General features: G+C 73.2%; 18 protein-coding genes. 14 read left to right on the top strand and 4 right to left on the bottom strand.

What is annotated here, in order from left to right:
* The first annotated feature begins 31 nt into the window (after positions 1-31).
* Positions 32-526: a DUF6328 family protein gene (locus tag GNZ18_RS29720; RefSeq protein WP_156219942.1), complete on the top strand. Its 495-nt coding sequence runs from the start codon at positions 32-34 to the stop codon at positions 524-526.
* Positions 527-560: 34 nt separating this feature from the next.
* On the opposite strand, the gene proS is transcribed toward GNZ18_RS29720, so the two are convergent.
* Complete coding sequence (proS, locus tag GNZ18_RS29715; protein ID WP_312874829.1) at positions 561-2,009, bottom strand: proline--tRNA ligase; 1,449 nt, start codon at positions 2,007-2,009, stop codon at positions 561-563.
* Between the two features lie 159 nt (positions 2,010-2,168).
* Here proS and GNZ18_RS29710 point away from each other — a divergent pair, with 159 nt between their 5' ends.
* From GNZ18_RS29710 to GNZ18_RS29680, 7 genes are all read left to right on the top strand, one after another.
* On the top strand, positions 2,169-3,812 hold the full coding sequence (locus tag GNZ18_RS29710) for an ABC-F family ATP-binding cassette domain-containing protein (protein WP_312874828.1): 1,644 nt from the start codon (positions 2,169-2,171) through the stop codon (positions 3,810-3,812).
* Positions 3,813-3,918: 106 nt separating this feature from the next.
* Positions 3,919-4,965, top strand: a complete 1,047-nt coding sequence (locus tag GNZ18_RS29705) for an NAD-dependent epimerase/dehydratase family protein (protein ID WP_312874827.1) — start codon at positions 3,919-3,921, stop codon at positions 4,963-4,965.
* Positions 4,962-6,134 (top strand): glycosyltransferase, encoded by a 1,173-nt coding sequence (locus GNZ18_RS29700; protein WP_312874826.1) that lies wholly within the window; start codon positions 4,962-4,964, stop codon positions 6,132-6,134. Before GNZ18_RS29705 ends, GNZ18_RS29700 begins: the two co-directional genes overlap by 4 nt.
* Positions 6,135-6,144: 10 nt before the next feature.
* Positions 6,145-6,873, top strand: a complete 729-nt coding sequence (locus GNZ18_RS29695; RefSeq protein ID WP_156219940.1) for a hypothetical protein — start codon at positions 6,145-6,147, stop codon at positions 6,871-6,873.
* The gene (locus GNZ18_RS29690; protein WP_156219939.1) at positions 6,870-7,232 is read left to right on the top strand and encodes a hypothetical protein; all 363 of its coding nucleotides are present in this window, start codon (positions 6,870-6,872) and stop codon (positions 7,230-7,232) included. The genes GNZ18_RS29695 and GNZ18_RS29690 overlap by 4 nt, the downstream gene beginning before the upstream one ends.
* Positions 7,232-8,380: a glycosyltransferase family 4 protein gene (locus GNZ18_RS29685; protein ID WP_156219938.1), complete on the top strand. Its 1,149-nt coding sequence runs from the start codon at positions 7,232-7,234 to the stop codon at positions 8,378-8,380. The genes GNZ18_RS29690 and GNZ18_RS29685 overlap by 1 nt, the downstream gene beginning before the upstream one ends.
* Positions 8,377-9,159: a hypothetical protein gene (locus GNZ18_RS29680; RefSeq protein WP_156219937.1), complete on the top strand. Its 783-nt coding sequence runs from the start codon at positions 8,377-8,379 to the stop codon at positions 9,157-9,159. Before GNZ18_RS29685 ends, GNZ18_RS29680 begins: the two co-directional genes overlap by 4 nt.
* Before the next feature lie 22 nt (positions 9,160-9,181).
* On the opposite strand, the gene GNZ18_RS29675 is transcribed toward GNZ18_RS29680, so the two are convergent.
* Both GNZ18_RS29675 and GNZ18_RS29670 read right to left on the bottom strand, forming a co-directional pair.
* Positions 9,182-9,406, bottom strand: a complete 225-nt coding sequence (locus tag GNZ18_RS29675) for a DUF6158 family protein (RefSeq protein WP_156219936.1) — start codon at positions 9,404-9,406, stop codon at positions 9,182-9,184.
* Between the two features lie 158 nt (positions 9,407-9,564).
* Positions 9,565-11,112 (bottom strand): bifunctional phosphatase PAP2/diacylglycerol kinase family protein, encoded by a 1,548-nt coding sequence (locus GNZ18_RS29670; RefSeq protein WP_308166393.1) that lies wholly within the window; start codon positions 11,110-11,112, stop codon positions 9,565-9,567.
* A gap of 152 nt (positions 11,113-11,264) precedes the next feature.
* Between GNZ18_RS29670 and GNZ18_RS29665 the strand changes: the two genes are divergently transcribed.
* From GNZ18_RS29665 to GNZ18_RS29655, 3 genes are all read left to right on the top strand, one after another.
* Entirely contained in the window at positions 11,265-12,233 is a 969-nt protein-coding gene (locus GNZ18_RS29665; RefSeq protein WP_156219935.1) for an ABC transporter permease, read from the top strand.
* Entirely contained in the window at positions 12,226-13,017 is a 792-nt protein-coding gene (locus tag GNZ18_RS29660) for an ABC transporter ATP-binding protein (protein ID WP_242891624.1), read from the top strand. Before GNZ18_RS29665 ends, GNZ18_RS29660 begins: the two co-directional genes overlap by 8 nt.
* Positions 13,018-13,145: 128 nt before the next feature.
* Positions 13,146-13,652, top strand: coding sequence for a YbhB/YbcL family Raf kinase inhibitor-like protein (locus tag GNZ18_RS29655; RefSeq protein ID WP_156219934.1), 507 nt, complete (start codon positions 13,146-13,148; stop codon positions 13,650-13,652).
* A gap of 174 nt (positions 13,653-13,826) precedes the next feature.
* Here GNZ18_RS29655 and GNZ18_RS29650 read toward each other — a convergent pair whose 3' ends face one another.
* Positions 13,827-15,143 carry a KamA family radical SAM protein gene (locus GNZ18_RS29650; protein WP_214620240.1) on the bottom strand — a complete coding sequence of 439 codons (1,317 nt, stop codon included), beginning with the start codon at positions 15,141-15,143 and terminating at the stop codon, positions 13,827-13,829.
* 394 nt (positions 15,144-15,537) lie between these two features.
* Here GNZ18_RS29650 and GNZ18_RS29645 point away from each other — a divergent pair, with 394 nt between their 5' ends.
* From GNZ18_RS29645 to GNZ18_RS29635, 3 genes are read left to right on the top strand one after another with little or no spacing between them, the layout of a single operon-like run.
* Positions 15,538-16,272, top strand: coding sequence for a DUF998 domain-containing protein (locus GNZ18_RS29645; protein ID WP_156219933.1), 735 nt, complete (start codon positions 15,538-15,540; stop codon positions 16,270-16,272).
* Positions 16,269-17,135, top strand: coding sequence for an alpha/beta fold hydrolase (locus GNZ18_RS29640; protein ID WP_312874825.1), 867 nt, complete (start codon positions 16,269-16,271; stop codon positions 17,133-17,135). Before GNZ18_RS29645 ends, GNZ18_RS29640 begins: the two co-directional genes overlap by 4 nt.
* Complete coding sequence (locus GNZ18_RS29635; RefSeq protein WP_312874824.1) at positions 17,132-17,518, top strand: hypothetical protein; 387 nt, start codon at positions 17,132-17,134, stop codon at positions 17,516-17,518. The genes GNZ18_RS29640 and GNZ18_RS29635 overlap by 4 nt, the downstream gene beginning before the upstream one ends.
* Positions 17,519-17,543: the final 25 nt, after the last annotated feature.

The following is a 17,543-nucleotide window of genomic DNA, read 5'->3' as shown; positions in this document are numbered from 1 at the left end:
GACCGGCGTTCCGCCGGGTAAAGGGATCTTCATGAGCGATGATCCCGAGTCCAAGCCCCGGCGCGAGACCCGGCACGAACGGCTCGACCGGCAGCTGATGGAACTGCTCCAGGGCTTCCGGGTCGCGGTCACCGGTGTCCAGGTGCTGTTCGCGTTCCTGCTGACGGTCCCGTTCGCGGCGGGGTTCGACAAGGTGGACCGCACCGGCAGGACACTGTTCTACGTCGCGCTGTTCGGGGCGGCGCTCGCGTCCATCTGCTTCATCGCCCCGGTGTTCCAGCACCGGATCCTGTTCCAGCTGGGGCAGAAGGACCTGCTGATCCGGCGCGCCAACCGGTTCGGGATCCTCGGCGGGTTCGCGCTGGCGGTGTCGATCACCGCCTCCACCACGTTGATCGTGTGGACCCTCGCGGCGGAGGCGGCGGCGGTGGTCACGGCCGCGGCGGTGCTGGCGCTGTGCGCGTGGGCGTGGTTCGTCCAGCCCTACCTGACCCGGCTGTCAGCGGACCGCGAGACGGACCAGTAGGCCCTGATCAGAGCCCTGATCAGTAGGGTCCTGATCAGTAGGCCTTGCCGAAGATGACGCGCTTGCCGTAGGCGGACGGCTCGCCGCACCGCACGCACGCGCCCGTCTCCTCAGGGGCGTTCGCCGGGATCACGCGGGGCGTCGCGGCCGTCTCGGCCTTGATGTCATCCTCGCAGGCGGTGCGGCCGCAGTGGAACGCGCGGGCCCAGCCGCCCTCGACCTGCGCGCCGAACTCCTCCCAGGCCCCGACCTCGGCGGTGTGCTCCTCGCGGAACGCCTCCGCCCGCGCGACCAGGAACGACTGGAACTCGGCGAGGATGCCGGGCAGCACCTCGGGCACCTTCTCCAGCGGGATCTGCTCCTTGCCCTGCCCCTCGACGGTCGGCAGCCGCCGGGCGAGCGTCGCGACGCCGGCCTCGATGTCGCGCTTGCCCAGCTCGATCCGGACGGGGACGCCGCGCATCTCCCACTCGTTGAACTTGAACCCGGGCGAGAGCTGCGGGCGGTTGTCGTCCACGTGGACGCGGATGCCCATCGACTTGATCGCCGCGCCCAGCCGGCGCGCCTCGGCGGCGGCCTGCTCGCCCTGCTCCTTGCGCCCGATCGGGACGATCACGACCTGGTAGGGGGCCAGCCGGGGCGGCAGCACGAGCCCCTTCTCGTCGCCGTGCGTCATGACGACGGCGCCGATCATACGGGTGGTCATGCCCCAGGAGGTGGTGTGGGCGAGCTGGACCTGCCCGTCCTCGTCCTGGTAGGAGATGTCGAACGCCTTGGCGAAGTTCGTGCCGAGGTAGTGGGAGGTGCCGCACTGGAGGGCCCGCCCGTCCCGCATCATGCCCTCGATCGTGTAGGTGCGGACCGCCCCGGCGAACCGCTCGCCGGGCGTCTTCTCCCCCACGACCACGGGGATCGCGGCCAGCTCGCGCGACACCCCCGCGTAGGCGTCCAGCGCCCACATCGTCTCGCGCATCGCGTCGTCCTCGCCGTTGTGCGCGGTGTGCCCCTCCTGCCAGAGGAACTCGGTGGTGCGCAGGAACATGCGGGGGCGCATCTCCCAGCGGACGACGTTCGCCCACTGGTTGAGCAGCAGCGGAAGGTCGCGGTGCGAGTCGATCCACTTGGCCATGTACTCGCCGATGACGGTCTCGGAGGTGGGCCGCACGACCAGCGGCTCCTCCAGCTCCTTGCCGCCCGCGACGGTCACGACCGCGAGCTCCGGGGAGAAGCCCTCGACGTGCTCGGCCTCGCGCTTGAGGTAGGACTCCGGGATGAACAGCGGGAAGGACGCGTTGTCGTGCCCGGCGTCCTTGATCCGCCGGTCCAGGTCGGCCTGGAGCAGCTCCCAGACCCGGTACCCGTACGGTCGGATGACCATCGTGCCGCGAACCGGGCCGCGGTCGACGAGCTGGGCGCGCACGACCAGCTCGTTGTACCAGGCGGAGAAATCCTCGCTCTGCGGTGTCACACCTTCTCGACTCACGGAAGTCAGGGTACTGACTGGCGGCACCCCGTAATAACGCATTGGCCCTATGGCCGCCCGGCACGGGGCGAAACTCGTTTGACGGGGTCACGCCGCGTTGCCGAGACTCGATGGCCGGCGTCGGTCGGTTCAGGTCGGTCCAAGGCGGCAGGAGGAAACGTGGGGCACGTGGAGGTCGGCCATGTCGGCCATGCGCTGCCGGACGGCCGCGTCCTGCTGGACGACGTGTCGTTCCGGGTGGGCGAGGGCGTCACGGCGGCGCTCGTCGGCCCTAACGGCGCCGGGAAGACGACTCTCCTCCGGCTGATCGCCGGTGACCTCGCGCCCCAGGAGGGGACGGTCGCGCACAGCGGCGGCCTCGGCGTGATGCGGCAGTTCGTGGGGAACGTGCGGGACGGGTCGTCCGTGCACGACCTGCTGCTGTCGACGGCGCCGCCCCGCGTCCGGGAGGCCGCGGCGGCGGTGGAGGCGGCCGAGCTTGCGATGATGGAGCGCGACGACGAGCCCACCCAGCTCCGCTACGCGACGGCGCTCGCCGGGTGGGGCGACGCGGGCGGCTACGAGGCCGAGGTGCTGTGGGACGCGTGCTGCGTCGCGGCCCTCGGCGTCCCCTACGACGGGTGCCGCTGGCGGGAGGTGCGGACGCTGTCGGGCGGCGAGCAGAAGCGGGTCGTCCTGGAGGCCCTGCTGCGCGGCCCCGACGAGGTGCTGCTGCTGGACGAGCCCGACAACTACCTCGACGTCCCGGGCAAGCAGTGGCTGGAGGAGCGGCTGCGCGAGACGCCCAAGACCGTGCTGCTGGTCTCGCACGACCGCGAGCTGCTCGACCGCGCCGCCGAGCGCATCGTGACGGTGGAGGCCGGGCGGGTCTGGGTGCACGGCGGCCGGTTCGCGACCTACGCCGAGGCGCGCCGCGACCGCAACGAGCGCCTGGAGGAGCTGCGCCGCCGCTGGGACGAGGAGCACGCGAAGCTGAAGCAGCTCGTGCTGACGCTGAAGAACAAGGCGTCCTACAACGACGGCCTCGCGTCCCGCTACCAGGCGGCCCAGACCCGGCTGCGCAAGTTCGAGGAGGCCGGGCCGCCCGAGGTCCCGCCGCGCGACCAGAGCATCAAGATGCGGCTGCGCGGCGGCCGCACCGGCAAGCGCGCGGTGATCTGCGAGGACATGGAGCTGACCGGGCTGATGAGGCCGCTGTCGGCCGAGGTCTGGTACGGCGAGCGCGTCGCGGTCCTCGGCTCCAACGGCTCGGGCAAGTCGCACTTCCTGCGCCTGCTGGCGGCCGTCGCCGACGCCCTCCCCCGGGGCGCGGTACCGGTGGACCCGGTCGCGCACACCGGCGTGGCCCGCCTGGGCGCCCGTGTCGTCCCGGGCCTGTTCGCGCAGACCCACGCCCGGCCGGACCTGGCCGGACGCACCCCGTGCGAGATCGTCATGACCGAGCACGCGCGGCTGCGCAACGACGCCATGAACGCGCTCGCCCGCTACGAGCTCCAGTACTGCGCCGAGCAGCCGTTCGAGACCCTGTCGGGCGGCCAGCAGGCCCGCCTCCAGATCCTCCTGCTGGAGCTGGGCGGCGCCACCCTCCTCCTGCTGGACGAGCCGACCGACAACCTGGACCTGGCCAGCGCCGAAGCCCTCCAGGAGGGCCTGGAGTCCTACGAGGGCACCGTTCTCGCGGTGACCCACGACCGCTGGTTCGCCCGCGCCTTCGACCGCTTCCTGGTCTTCGGCGCCGACGGCTCCGTCCGCGAGTCCCCCGACCCCGTCTGGACCGAGGCCCGGGTGGCGCGCCCCCGCTGACCCACGCACGGCGCACGGGTGCGGACGGTCGGTAAGGGCGTCGGCGGCGGGATTGGGTCTGATCTGCGGGTATTCAAGGGTTGCGCGGGATGTGTAAGGTGCCCGGGTGCGGGTCGTGGTGACGGGGGCTGCGGGGTTCGTCGGCAGCCATGTGGCGGAGGCGTTCGCGGACGCGGGGCACGAGGTGCTCGCCGTGGACGCGCTCGCGCGCTCGCCCGCGCCCGAGCTCGCGCGGCGCACGTGGGAGCAGGTCACCGCGCGTCCCGGGGTCACCGGGCTGGAGGTCGACCTCGCGGTGGACGGGCTGGACGCGGTGGCCGCCGCCGACGTCGTCGTCCACCTGGCGGGACGGCCCGGGGTGCGCAGCTCGTGGGGCGCCGGGCGGGCCGCCGCCGAGCGCGACAACGTCCTCGCGACCGGGCGGCTGCTCGCGGCGTGCATGGAACGCTCTGTTCTGCGGGGCGTGGGGGATCGTCCCCCCACAGGGAAACGGTCTGGTCCGAGGGGTGTACGGGGTCGTACCCCCACCAGGAAGCGGCCGGCGCGGCCGCTCGTGATCGTGGCGTCGAGCTCGTCGGTGTACGGGTCGGCGGGGCACCGGCCCCACCGGGAGGACGACCCGCTGAACCCGGCGAGCCCTTACGCGGTGAGCAAGGTGGAGGTCGAGCGGCTCGCGGGGCTCGCGGCGCGGGACGGGCTGCGGACCGTCCTGCTCAGGTACTTCTCGGTGTACGGGCCCCGGCAGCGGCCCGACATGGCCTTCCACCGGTTCGTGGAGGCGGCGCTGGACGGGCGCCCGCTGCCGGTGTTCGGCGACGGCCGCCGGTCGCGGTCGTTCACGCACGTCGAGGACGTGGTGGCGGCGACGCTCGCGGCGGCCGGGGCCGACCTGCCGCCGGGGATCGCGGTGAACGTCGGGCACCCCGAGGCCGTCGCGGTGCGGTCGGCGATCGGGATGCTGACCGGGGTGCTCGGGGTGCGCCCGGAGATCCGGCGGGAGGCGCCGGTGGCCGGGGACGCGGCGCGCACGTGGGCCGATCCCGGGCGGGCCGAGCGGCTGCTCGGCTGGACGGCCCGGACCGGGCTGGCGGAAGGGCTCGCCGACCAGATCGCCTGGCACCGGGCGCTGCGGGCGCGGGAGGTGCGGGTGTGAGGCACCGCGCGGCGTACTTCGCCTTCGACCGCTTCCCGTCGAGCAAGGGCTCGGCGGTGCACATCGCGCAGATGGCCGAGGAGCTGTTCGGCTGCTTCGGCGGCGGGCTGCTCGGCGTCCTCGGCGACCCCGGGCTGCCCCGCTACCAGCGGGAGGGTGACCGGGAGATCGCGCGGTTCGACGCGGCGGTGCCGAACCTCATCGACCGGGCCGAGGCGTACTCGGCGTGGGTGGCCGACCATCTGGAGCCGCACCGGGAGACGCTGGAGGTCTGCCACGTCCGGGACCCGTGGAGCGCGCTGCCCGCCGTCGCGGACGGGCGGCGCCACCGCGTCGTCTACGAGGTCAACGGGCTCCCGTCGATCGAGATGGCGCACACCTGGCCGTGGGCGTCGCGGGAGACGCTCAGCAAGGTCCGCGAGCTGGAGCGGTACTGCCTGGCGCGCTGCGACGCGGTGGTGGTCCCGTCGCGGATCATCGGCGCGGCCGTGCGGGGTCTCGGGATACCCGAGGGCAGGATCCGGCTCGTGCCGAACGGCGCCGAGGTGCCCGAGCCGGCGGCGAGGCCGGCGGACGCCCCCGGGCGCTACATCGTCTACGTGGGCGCGCTCCAGCCGTGGCAGGGCCTGGACGTGCTGATGCGCGCGTTCGCCCGGCTCGCCGACCTGGAGGACCTGCGGCTGGTGGTGTGCGCGTCCGTGCCGGAGCGGCGGGCGAAACCGGTGCGGCGGATGGCGGAGCGGCTCGGCGTCGCCGGACGGACCGAGTGGCGGTTCGAGCTGCCGCACCGCGAGGTGGCGGCGTGGCTCGCGCACGCGGCGGCGTCGGTGGCGCCGCTGACCGGGTGCGCGCGCAACCTCGACCAGGGCTGCGCGCCGCTGAAGGTGATCGAGTCGATGGCGGCGGGCGTGCCGGTCGTCGCCTCGGACCTCCCGGCGGTGCGCGAGCTGATGGCGGACGGGGAGCACGGGCGGCTCGTCCCGGCGGACCGTCCGGCCGAGCTGGCCCGGGCCGTCCGGATCCTGCTGGAGTACCCGGAGGAGGCCGCCGCGATGGGCCGGCGGGGCCGGGCGCGGGTCGGGGAGGGGCTGACCTGGGCGCGGTCGCGCGCCCTGCTGGCCGAGGTCTACCGCGAGATCGCGGCGCCGGATCGGCGAGGGGAACGGTAGGTGGTTCGTCATGTTCTGGCGTAAGCAGCGCGCGGCGATCGAGCGGTTCCATCCGCTGCACCGGGCGCTCGTGCTGGAGCGGGGCTTCGCGGTCTCGCTGCGGCGGGACGAGTGGGAGCCGCTGATCGCGAGCCTCGCCACCCACCACGAGCACGTGAGGCGGCGCAGGTGGGCGCCGCCCGAGCGGACCCGCGAGGTCGTGGTGCCGCTGCTGCGGATCATGGCGGCGGACATGCGTCCGGACGGCGTGCTGTCGGTCGCCGCCGACCTGCGCGGCACGGACGCCAAGGACAAGCACGGGCCCACCGTGGACCTGCCCGCACAGCGCCCGGTCCTGTCGGTCAAGCAGACGTGGGTCACCGACCCGTGGCTGCGGATGCGGGCCGAGCTGCGGGACGGCAGCGTCCTGGAGCTGGCCGCCACCGAGCGGGTCCGCAAGCGGCTGGTCAGGAAGCGCAACCCGCGCGGCAAGGTCAAGATGAAGGGGAAGACGCGGTCGACGCACCTGGTCCGGGTGGTGCGGCGGCTGCCCAAGGGCGCGGCCGTGTACCGCCCGGCGACGCCGCCGCCCGGCTGGATCCGGGTGCGGGTCAAGCAGGGCGGGGCGCGGGTGGTGATCCGCGCCGACGCCAAGATCGTCGGCGAGCGGACCGGCGCCGAGCTGACCGAGGGGCTCCTGCTGCTGTCGACCGAGCCGTTCCGGTGGACGGCACCGGCCGCCCAGAGGAGGACCTCATGACCCCCTGCACCGTCACGACGGGGTTCTTCGTGCTGGCCCACTGCGGGCGCGCGGCCGTCGCGTCCTGCCCGCGGTGCTCGCGGCCGGTGTGCGACAGGCACGCGGCGCGGCAGAGCGGGCACTGCCCCGAATGCGTGGCGGCGCAGGAGTACGGCGGGGAGGCCGGGCCCTACGACCCGTCCTGGACGAGCGGGTACCGGCGCCGCTACTACGAGAGCAGCTCGCGGGCCTACAGCGACCCCGCCTGGTACTCCTCGTTCAACGAGTACGACCGCGGCGCGTTCAACCCCGGCGACGGGTACTCCTACGGCGAGGGCGACTTCGACCCGGGCCATGACACCGGCTTCGTGGACAGCTGATGGCGGACGAGCGAACGGCGGCGGCGGTGCGCGTCCTGTGGGTCACCGAGCACTACCCGCCGAGCCAGGGCGGCATGGCGCAGTCCTGCGACCGGATCGTCCGCGGGCTGCGCGCCGCGGGGGTCGAGGTGGACGTGGCCTGCCTGACGCGGCGCGAGCGCCCCTGGGCGGTGGCGCGGGAGAACGGCGGGCGGCTGCTGACCGCGCCGCTCGGCGAGGACCCCGAGCACGCGCTCCGCCGCCTCTGGACGACGCTCACGGCCGAGGGCCTCACCGGCGCCTACACCCACGTCGCCGGGTTCGGCGGCACGTACTCGATGCTCGCGGCGCCCGTCCTCGCCCGGCTGCTGGACGCGCCGCTCATCACGCTGCTGCGCGGCAACGACATCGACGTCGGGGTGTTCTCGCTGCGGCGGCGCGGGGTGCTCGCCGACGCGCTGCGCTCCTCGGCCCGCGTGTGCGTCGTCGCCCGCTCGCACGCGCCGCTGGTGGCGGCGCTGGCGCCGGACGCGCCGGTCACGTTCGTGGCCAACAGCGTGGACACCGCGCAGTGGCGGGTGCTGCCGTCCGAGCGGGCGCGCGGCATCGCCTGGCGCGCCGAGAACGTCGAGCGGGGGCGCCGCACGATCGGCGTCATCGGCCAGCTCAAGAACAAGAAGGGCGTGGGTTTCCTGCTGGACGCGCTCGCCGCGTCCGGCCATTCGGGCGCCTTCCACCTGCTGCTGGTCGGCGAGGTCGAGGACGTCGTCACGCGGTGGCTGACCGAGCGCAAGGACACCGTCCCGCACTCGTTCCTGCCCTTCCTCGAACGCTACGACCTGCCCGGCGTGTACGCGAGCTGCGACCTGGTGGCGCTGCCGTCCTTCTACGACGGGATGCCGAACGTGGCGCTGGAGGCGGCGGCGCTCGGCATCCCGCTGCTGGCCTCGGACGCGGGCGGCCTCGCCGACGTCGCCGACGACGCGATCGGCTACACGTTCCCGGCGGGCGACGCGCACGCCTGCCGCGCGGCGATCGACCGCGCCGCGCGGGCCGACACCGGGGAGCTGGCGAGGCTCGGCGCGGCGGGCGCGGAGCGGATCCGCCGCGACTTCACCCCCGCCAAGGAGACCGCCGGGTACCTGGCGGTGCTCCGGGAGGTTCGTTGATCGTCTGCTACGCGCGGGGGGACGGGCTCGGCCACCTGACGCGGTTGCGCGCCGCCGCGCACACGCTGGCGTGGGACGGCGAGATCACCGTGGTGACGGACTCGCCGCATGCCGCCGACCCCCGGATCGCGGGCGGCTGGACGGTGCGCGGGTCACTCGACGGGCTCGACGGGCTCGGCGGCCTCGACGCGGGCGAGCTGGTCGTCGACGCTTTCCCGGCCGGCCTCAAGGGCGAGCTGCGGCTCCCGGAGGGGGTCCGTGCCACGCACCTCGCGCGCCGGCTCCGCTGGGACGCCTACCGGGAGCGGCTGCCCGCCGCACCGCCCCGCTTCCACCGGACCTACGTGCTGGAGCCGCTGGAGGCGGAGCACGAGGCCCACCTTCGGGCCGTCTCGGACGAGGTCGCGCCGCTGACGCTGACCGACCCGCCGTCCGAGCCGGTGGACGTGGAGGGCTGGCTGATCGTCCACGGCGGGCCGGAGGCGGAGGTCCAGGACCTCGTCTCCTACGCGCGGGAGATGGCCGGGCTGGAGAACCGGCGTCCGGCGATGACGCTGGTCTCGCCGCGCCGTCCGCGCCGCCTGCCGCCCGGCGTCGCGCACCTGGACATCTACCCGGCCTGCCCGCCCGGCCCGCTCGTCTCGCGGATCGTCACGGCGGCCGGGTTCAACGCCGTCCGGCAGTTCGCGCCCTGGCGGGACCTGCACCGGATGGTGCCGTTCCCCCGCAGCCTCGACGACCAGTTCGCCCGCGCCGCGCACGCGCGGCGCGCACGCTGAGCCGCGCCCCGAACCACGGGGGTCAGCGGGCGCGGGCGCCTTCACGTAGGCGCTCGGGGTCGATCTCGCGGGCCGGATACCGGCGCAGGTACTCGGCCTCCAGCTCGTTCATCCGGCGGGTGTGCTCCCCGTAGGCCTGGTCGGCGGCGTGCCTGAGGGCGTCCAGGCGCGTCTGGTACAGGCTGCTCAACTCGCGGAACAGGTCGTCGTCGCTGAGCGCGCCAGGGTCGATTCCCGTCGTGGTCATGAAAGGGCGCCCCTTCCCGGCGGAGCGGTCCGTACTGCTCCGCGTCGTGTCGATACAAGGCTGGTCGATACGGTCCAGCACTTACCCGGAGCGGGAGGGCTGAACCCGCCGTCGCCCCCGGCGGGCGAGGTGACGGCGGCCTGAACTCTGCGCGAACGTCACGGGCCGGCGACCGGGCGCAGGACGCGCAGCGCCCGCGCGTGCTTGCCGAGGCGGACGGCTCCGGGGAGTGACGAGACCTCGCCGTCCCGGGCCAGGCGGAGCACGCCGTCCGGGGAGGTCAGCTCCAGGCCGCCCGCCCGCCACGCACGGTAGCCGGGGATCAGCGGCAGGTGCCCGACCAGCACGGCCACGACCGCGCGGACCCTCGGGACGCGCCGTCCGGTGGCGACCACGCGGACGTCCAGCCGCCCGTCGTCGAGCCGCTTCCGCCAGCTCGGCGCGGCGCCGCGCGAGCCGTAGGCGCAGTTGCCGATGAACGCCAGCCAGACGCGGCGCTCGCGCCCGTCCATGACGACCTCGACCGGCTCGGAGTGCCGCAGGGTGCGGACGGCCGCGACCGCCGTCGCGGGCCACTTGCCGAGCCGCCGCTCCAGCCGCTCCCGGCGGTCGACCAGCTCGGTGTAGGCGCCGAAGCTCGCGGTGTTGAGGAAGATCTGCTCCTCGTCGGGGGCGGACGCGGGCACCACGTAGGCGACGTCGACCCGTCCGACCCGGCCGCCCCGGTAGGCGGCGACCGCCTCCCGGGGGTTCATGACCCCGTGCGCCTTGGCGAAGTGGTTGAACGTCCCGCCCGGGACGACCAGGAGCGGGATGTCGTGCTTCAGCGCCGCCCGCGCGCCCACGTTGACCGTCCCGTCCCCGCCGACGACGCCCAGCACCGCCGCCCGCTCCGCCGCCCGCTCGACGACCTTGTCGACGTCCTCGTCGGGCCCGATCCGGACGATCTCCGCCGCGGGCAGTTCGAGCTCCAGCATCGAGACCGCCATCTCGGCGTTGCTGGGCAGGAGGCCGGCCGAGCCGTCGCCCGAACCCGGGTTGACGACCGCGACGAGCCCCCGCCCGTCCTCGCTGACCTGGGCCCGCTCGCTCCCGAACCGGCTCACCCGCGCCACCGGGGGGCGGGCGGGCCACACCAGCCGCGTCCCGAACCCGGCCAGCACGCCGATCCCCACCCCGGCCAGCACGTCGCCCGGATAGTGCGCCCCCGTGTAGACGCGGGAGAACGCCACCGCCGCCGCCAGCACCGCCACCGGCGCGGCGACCAGGGGCGACGCCTCCAGCGCGATCCCGGTCGCGAACGCGGCGGCCGACGCCGAGTGCCCGGAGGGGAACGCGTGCGAGGTCGGCGGCTTCCAGCGGATCCGGATCGGCGGCACCAGGTCGACGACCGGGCGCTTGCGGCGGAACGCCTGCTTGCCGACGATGTTCACGGCGGGGCTCGCCACCGCGATCGCGAGCGCCCCGCGCAGCGCAGCCCGCCGGTGCGGCGCCCGGCGGCCGAGGCCGAGCGCACCGGCCGTGCCGAACCACAACACTCCGTGATCGGCGAGCCGGGACAGCCGGGGCAGCACGTACTCCAGCCCGGGCAGCCGCGCGGAGGCCACCCGGTCGAAGGCCTGCCGGTCGGCGCGCCCGAGGCGGTCCAGCAGGCTCCGCGCTGACGGGCGGCGCCGCGCGGCGCGCGGGGCCCGCCTGTTCGACACGGACGGTGACCGGCGGGGGGAGCCATGATGGTTGACGCGCATGACCGGGGTATCCCCCGTGAGGACGACATGATTCCGTAAAGATCTCAAATCGGGGGTCACATGCGGGCGAACGTCACTCACACATCGTCGACTGCAATAGGCTTCCCGGCATGAGTCACCCGGAACGGCTCGGTTCCCTGGGTGGCGAGTCGGTCGGCACGATCGCGGAGCCTCCTCACGTGAACGACACGCTGGCCGCCTACGCCGCACGGTATGGGCTGAAGCAGAGCGCGGCGCGCCCCACGTTGCGCAAGTACATCCAGGATGTGTGGGCCCGGCGCAACTTCATCTGGGCCTTCGCGTCGGCCAAGAACATCTCGATGTACACCGAATCGCGGCTCGGGCAGCTATGGCAGCTGCTGACCCCGATTCTGAACGTCGCCGTGTACTTCCTGATCTTCGGCGTCCTGCTGAGCGGGCGCGGCGCCATCCCGGACTACCTTCCGTTCCTGGTGACGGGCGTGTTCATGTTCGGGTTCACGCAGCGCTCGATCACCTCGGGCTCCAAGTCGGTCGGCACCAACCTGTCGCTGATCCGCGCGCTGCACTTCCCGCGCGCGACGCTGCCGCTGGCGATCGCGGTCGTCGAGCTCCAGCAGCTGCTGCTGTCGCTGGTGGTGCTGCTCGCCATCGTGGTGTGCTTCGGCGAGCCGTTCACCCTCAACATGCTGCTGTTCGTGCCCGTGCTGATGCTCCAGCTGATGTTCAACATCGGGGCGAGCCTGGTCGTGGCGCGGATCGGCGCGTTCAACCGCGACATCACCCAGCTGCTGCCGTTCATCATGCGGACCTGGCTGTACCTGTCCGGCGTGATCTTCAGCCTGCCGTCGCTGATGAAGCCCGGCTCCAAGCTCTCCCACCACCCGTGGGCGGCGGAGCTGCTGAAGGCCAACCCCGGCTACGTGTACGTCGAGCTGAGCCGGAACGCGCTGCTCGGCAAGTACCGCCACCACGTCCAGGGGCTGAACCTTGAGGCGACGTCGCAGATGTGGCTCTACGGGGTCGCCTGGGCCGTGATCGCGCTGGTCGGCGGGTTCCTGTACTTCTACCGTGCCGAGGAGCGTTACGGCCGTGGCTGACACGAAGGTCCGCGATGCCGTCCGGATCGACCCGAACCGCGAGCCGATCGTGGTGGTGGACGACCTGCACATCATCTACCGGGTGTTCGGCGCGGGCGGCAAGGGCAACGCCGCCAGCGCGTTCTCCCGCATCCTGCGGCGCGAGAGCCGCCCCTCGATGACCGAGGTGCACGCGATCAAGGGCCTGTCGTTCGTGGTCTACCGGGGCGAGGCCGTCGGGATCATCGGCACCAACGGGTCGGGCAAGTCCACGCTGCTGAAGGCCATCGCCGGGCTGCTGCCGCCGCACAGCGGCGGCGTCTACACCGACGGCCAGCCCTCGCTGCTCGGCGTCAACGCCGCCCTGATGAAGGACCTCACCGGCGAGCGCAACATCGTGCTGGGCTGCCTGGCGATGGGCATGTCCCCCCAGGAGACCCGCGCCAAGTACAAGGAGATCGTCGACTTCGCCGGGCTCAAGGAGGGCTTCATCCAGTACCCCATGCGGACGTACTCCTCCGGCATGGGCGCCCGGCTCCGGTTCGCGATCGCCGCCGCCAAGACCCACGACGTGCTGCTGATCGACGAGGCGCTCGCCACCGGCGACGCCAAGTTCAAGGTCAAGAGCAAGCGCCGGATCGAGGAGCTGCGCCGCGAGGCGGGCGCGGTGTTCCTGGTCGCCCACCAGCTCGACGTGGTGAAGGAGACCTGCGACCGCGTCATCTGGATCGACGAGGGCCGCATGCACATGGACGGCGAGCCCAACGAGGTCATCGCCGCCTACACCGCCGCCACCGGCAAGTAGACCCGCCGCGCCCGACCCCGGCCGTCCACCCCTGCGGGAGGACGGCCCGGCCGTCGTCAATAGACTCGGCCGCTGAAACCACGCCAGCCGTCGGGGCGGCGCGCCGTCCCGCCCACCAGGAGGTCGCCATGGCCGCGAAGCCGCCGCTGCCGCACGAGTACCTGCCCGAGGTCCCGTCGTTCACCGTCGCCAGCGACGACGTGACCGACGGGGAGCGCCTCCCCGACGCGCAGGTCTACGCCGGCGGGAACACCTCCCCGCACCTGCGCTGGACGGGCTTCCCGCCCGGGACCAAGAGCTTCGCGGTGACCTGCTTCGACCCCGACGCGCCCACCGGCAGCGGGTTCTGGCACTGGTCGCTGTTCGACATCCCCGCGAGCGTCACCGAACTGCCCGCGGGCGCGGGCGCGGCGGACTCCGCGGTCGGCGTGCACGCCCGCAACGACTACGGCGCCAAGGCGTTCGGCGGGGCCGCCCCGCCGCCCGGCGACCCGCACCGCTACGTGTTCACCGTCCACGCGCTGGACGTGGAGTCGCTCGGCGTCGACTCCGACACCTCCCCCGCCGCCGTGGGCTTCAACATCACCGGGCACACGCTCGCCCGCGCGACGATCGTCCCCGAGTACGGCGTCTAGGACAGGCCCCGGCGACCTCGACCGCCGCGCGGGCGCGTAGCCGACCGGTGGGGCCGACGCCGGAGGCGAGGCCCCACCGGGAACATCGCGAAGCGATGCCGCGCCCGCCGGGGCACGGTCACGCCCCGAGCCGCCAGGCGAGGGGCGTGGGCCGGGACTCAAAGGGACACGGGGTCACCGCTCGAAGGGGAAGCGGTCGGCGAACGCGGGTTTGAGGTCGTCCAGCCAGACGGCGTCCGGGTCGTACTGGGCGAAGAACGGCTTGCCGACCAGCTCGGAGTCCCGCGCCTGGATGAAGTGCAGCGCGAACACCTTCTCGCCGAACAGGTCCACGACGCCGTCCACGCAGACCTTGCCGGGCGTGGCGGACATGGACGGGCCCCGGACGGTGCGGGCCAGCCCCGAGACGTTCTTGTAGGCGTCCCGGTAGATCTCGTAGGCGCGGGCGAGCGGCACGGCGAAGTAGTCCTGCGGGCCGGTGTCGCGCTCCACGAACAGGTAGTAGGGCACGAGGCCCATGCGGGTCTGCGTTCGCCACATGGTCTCCCAGACCCCGGGATCGTCGTTGATCGTCCGGATGAGGGGGGCCTGGGTGCGGATGACCGCGCCGGTGTCGCGGATGCGGCGGCACGCCTCGGCGACCATCAGCGGCTCCAGCTCGCGCGGGTGGGTGAAGTGCGCCATGAACGCGAGGTTCTTGCCCGACTCGACGACCTGCTCGAACAGCCGCAGCATGTCGTCGGCGTCGGGGTCGGTGACGAACTTCTGGGGCCAGTACGCGAGCGACTTGGTCCCGATCCGGATGGATTCGAGCTGCTCCAGGTCCAGCAGCGGCTCGATGTAGCGGCGCAGCACCGGCTCGCCCATGATCATGGCGTCGCCGCCGGTGAACAGGACGCTCGTCACCTCGGGATGCGAGACCAGGTAGTTGCGCAGGGCGGTGACGTCGTCGCCCGCCATCTTCAGGTCGGCCTCGCCGACGAACTGCGCCCAGCGGAAGCAGTAGGTGCAGTAGGCGTGGCAGGTCTGGCCCTGCTTGGGGAAGTACAGGACGGTCTCGTCGTACTTGTGCTGCATCCCGGGGATCTTGCCGTCCCCGAAGCTCGGGATGTTGAGCTCCATCTGCCCGGCCGGATGGGGGTTGAGCCGCATCCGTACGGCGTGCGCGGCGGCCTCGACCTCGGCCTTCGGGGCCTCCCGGCGCAGCAGGTCGGACAGGTGCGCGACGTCCTCGGCGGGCAGCATGTCCTCCTGGGGGAAGACCAGCCGGTACATCGGATCGTCGGGCGCGGCCGACCAGTCGATGAGCTCCTCAATGACGTACGCGTTCGTCCGGAACGGCAGGACCGTGGCCACCGCCCGGGTCGCGAGCTGCTGTGCGGGCGACAGCCCCGCGCGAGCGGTGAGCTCGTCGAGGTGCTTCGCCGTGAAGGCGCGGAACTTGCGACCTGTGGATCGCACTGCGGGAGCCGCGTCGTTCACCAGTGTCACGTGTTGGTACTCCTTGAAGTCAGCGGGGGAAGACGCACCCCCGGGGCGTGTCGTCACGGACGGTGATCCCAAGACCGACGGGCACCCCGTTTGATCGGATTTGGATTGTTTCGTTCCGAGTTGATACCCCCTCCAGAGTACGAAGAAGCTGGTCACGACGATCCCGACAAATCGCCTCGACATCATCGTGGACGGCGCGCCGGTTGTTCAACGACTACGGGACGTCAACCTCGCGGCCCCCGACCGTGCTCGGTTCACCTCGCGGTTCTGGTACGGCTGTTGCGGGGCCACGTCCAGGGGATACTCCGGAAAGCTCGCCTCGGGTCACCGGCCCTGCGTGGTTTCGGATTTACTGGTAGGGGGCGGGCGGAGCCAGGCGGCGTGAGGGGGCTGGATGGACGACGCTGACAAGGCCGCGGGCCGCGGGCCGGGAACCGTCCCGATGTGGGTGATCGTCCTCGCCGTGATCGCCGCCGTGTCCTACGGGACGTTCCTGCTGGAGCACCTGCTCAGCCCGAAGCTCGACGTCGTGAACGGCTATGTGAGCGAACTCTCGGCGTCCGACCAGCCCTTCCACCTGGTCTACGGCGGCGGCGACCTCGTCACCGGAATACTGACGATCATGGTGTCGATCGGGTCGCTGCGCAAGCTGCGCGGCCCGAGGCTCGCCACGACCGGCTGGGTGTTCCTCGGGCTGTTCGGCGTGTGCGCGATCGGCGACGCGGCGTTCCCGCTCGACTGCGCGCCCAGCCTCCAGACGTGGTGCGCGCTCAAGGAGCGCTCGGAGAACGTGTCGTTCTCGCACGAGTTCCATTCGGTGACGAGCAGCGCGGTGATCATCTGCGGTGTGATCGCGCTGTTCACGCTGTCGATGGCCGCCCGCCGGTACGGGTGGTGGCCCGCCCTCGCCCGCTGGGGCTGGCCGCTCGCCCTCGCCGAGGCCGTGTTCGCGCTGGGCACGCTGCTGGCGATGTACCTCGGGCAGTGGCTCGGGATCATCCAGCGCATCCAGATCGGCATCCTGTGCCTGGGCCTGCTGACCATCGCCTGGGCCCTGTACACCGACCGGCGGGACGCGGCGAGCGCCGCGTCCTCCGCCGCGTCCGAACGAGAGAAGACGGTGCTGTGACCGAGATCGTCAATGCCGGACGGGAGCAGGTCCACGTGGTGGAGGAGGGCCCGCCCGGCGGCCCGCCGCTGCTGGTCGGCTCCGGGCTCGGCGGGGCCTGGTTCGACTGGCGGCCCTCGACCGACCTGCTGCGCGACCGGCACCGGGTGGTCGTCTTCGACCGGCCGGGGCTCGGGCTGAGCCCGGCCGCGCAGGCGCCGCCCTCGCTGCGCCGCGACACCGGCGTGCTCGCCGCGCTCGCCGAGCGGGAGCGGCGGCCGGTGACGCTGGTCGCCCACTCGATGGCCGCCTTCCACGCCGAGGCGCTGGCCCGGCTGCGCCCGGAGCTCGTCCAGGGGCTGGTACTGGTCGACCCGAGCTGCGAGCACGAGCCCCGCGTCCCGGTGCGGATCTCGCCGCTGGTGGCGCCGGTCGCGACCGCGGCGGGCGCGCTGCTCGGCGTGACGCGGCTCGCCCGGGTCGTCGGGCCGCTCGGGCGGCGGCTGGTGCTGAAGCGCACCAGCGTCCGGGACGAGCCGGTCTCCGGCGACGTCGTCCGCTCGGTCTACGGGCGCGGGACGGTCCTCGGCACGGTCGTGGCGGAGGAGGCCGCCTACCGGGAGATGGCCGCCGACCTGGAGGACGTGCGGAAGCGGCGGCCGTTCCCGCCCGTCCCGATGGTCGTGCTGACCGCGCTCGGCGACGTCGAGGGCGGCAAGGCCCGCGAGTGGGCGGAGGGGCACCGGCGGCTCGCCGAGATGAGCCCGCACGGCAGCCAGGTCGAGCTGCCGGACGCGCGGCACATGGTGCAGCTCGACCGTCCCGACGCGGTCGCGGACGCCGTCGCGGCGGTGCTGGGCCACCCGGCGGAGGCGGCCGGGTGAGCCGTGGTGCGCGGCGGCCGCCGCCGGTCGCGGTGCTGCCGCTGGTCGCGGTGCTGGTACTGGCCCTGCCCGGCTGCAAGGTCATGCAGCGCATCTCCGACGGCTCGTACAACAACGCCGTCACCGACGGGGTCGCCACCGAGCTGCGGGACCGGGGCATCGAGCTGAGGGCGCGGCCGCACTGCGAGACGCGCGACTCGGGCTCCTCTGTGGTGCACGTCGAGTGCACGGCCGAGACGAGCACGGGCGAGCCGGTGGCGGTGAGGGGCGTCGCGGCCGACGCCGACACCGCCCGTCCGCGCGAGAACTACGTCGTCACCGTCGCCGGGCGGCAGGTGCTGAACCAGCACTGCCTCGGCGACGGCTGCGGCCGATCCCCATGAGAGCGCATGATCCGGGAAAAGATCG

The organism is Actinomadura litoris, from assembly GCF_009733595.1.
Lineage (GTDB): Bacteria > Actinomycetota > Actinomycetes > Streptosporangiales > Streptosporangiaceae > Spirillospora > Spirillospora litoris.
The sequence above is the reverse complement of the archived record's forward strand: the minus strand, read 5'-3'. Positions and strand labels throughout refer to the sequence as shown.

What these genes read in the sequence shown, in the direction of transcription:
- GNZ18_RS29655 (WP_156219934.1), top strand. Translation starts at nt 13,146, where the DNA reads ATGGCCGCGAAGCCGCCGCTGCCGCACGAGTACCTGCCCGAGGTCCCG.
- GNZ18_RS29665 (WP_156219935.1), top strand. Translation starts at nt 11,265, where the DNA reads ATGAGTCACCCGGAACGGCTCGGTTCCCTGGGTGGCGAGTCGGTCGGC.
- GNZ18_RS29690 (WP_156219939.1), top strand. Translation starts at nt 6,870, where the DNA reads ATGACCCCCTGCACCGTCACGACGGGGTTCTTCGTGCTGGCCCACTGC.
- GNZ18_RS29695 (WP_156219940.1), top strand. Translation starts at nt 6,145, where the DNA reads ATGTTCTGGCGTAAGCAGCGCGCGGCGATCGAGCGGTTCCATCCGCTG.
- GNZ18_RS29685 (WP_156219938.1), top strand. Translation starts at nt 7,232, where the DNA reads ATGGCGGACGAGCGAACGGCGGCGGCGGTGCGCGTCCTGTGGGTCACC.
- GNZ18_RS29720 (WP_156219942.1), top strand. Translation starts at nt 32, where the DNA reads ATGAGCGATGATCCCGAGTCCAAGCCCCGGCGCGAGACCCGGCACGAA.
- GNZ18_RS29645 (WP_156219933.1), top strand. Translation starts at nt 15,538, where the DNA reads ATGGACGACGCTGACAAGGCCGCGGGCCGCGGGCCGGGAACCGTCCCG.
- GNZ18_RS29675 (WP_156219936.1), bottom strand. Translation starts at nt 9,406, where the DNA reads ATGACCACGACGGGAATCGACCCTGGCGCGCTCAGCGACGACGACCTG.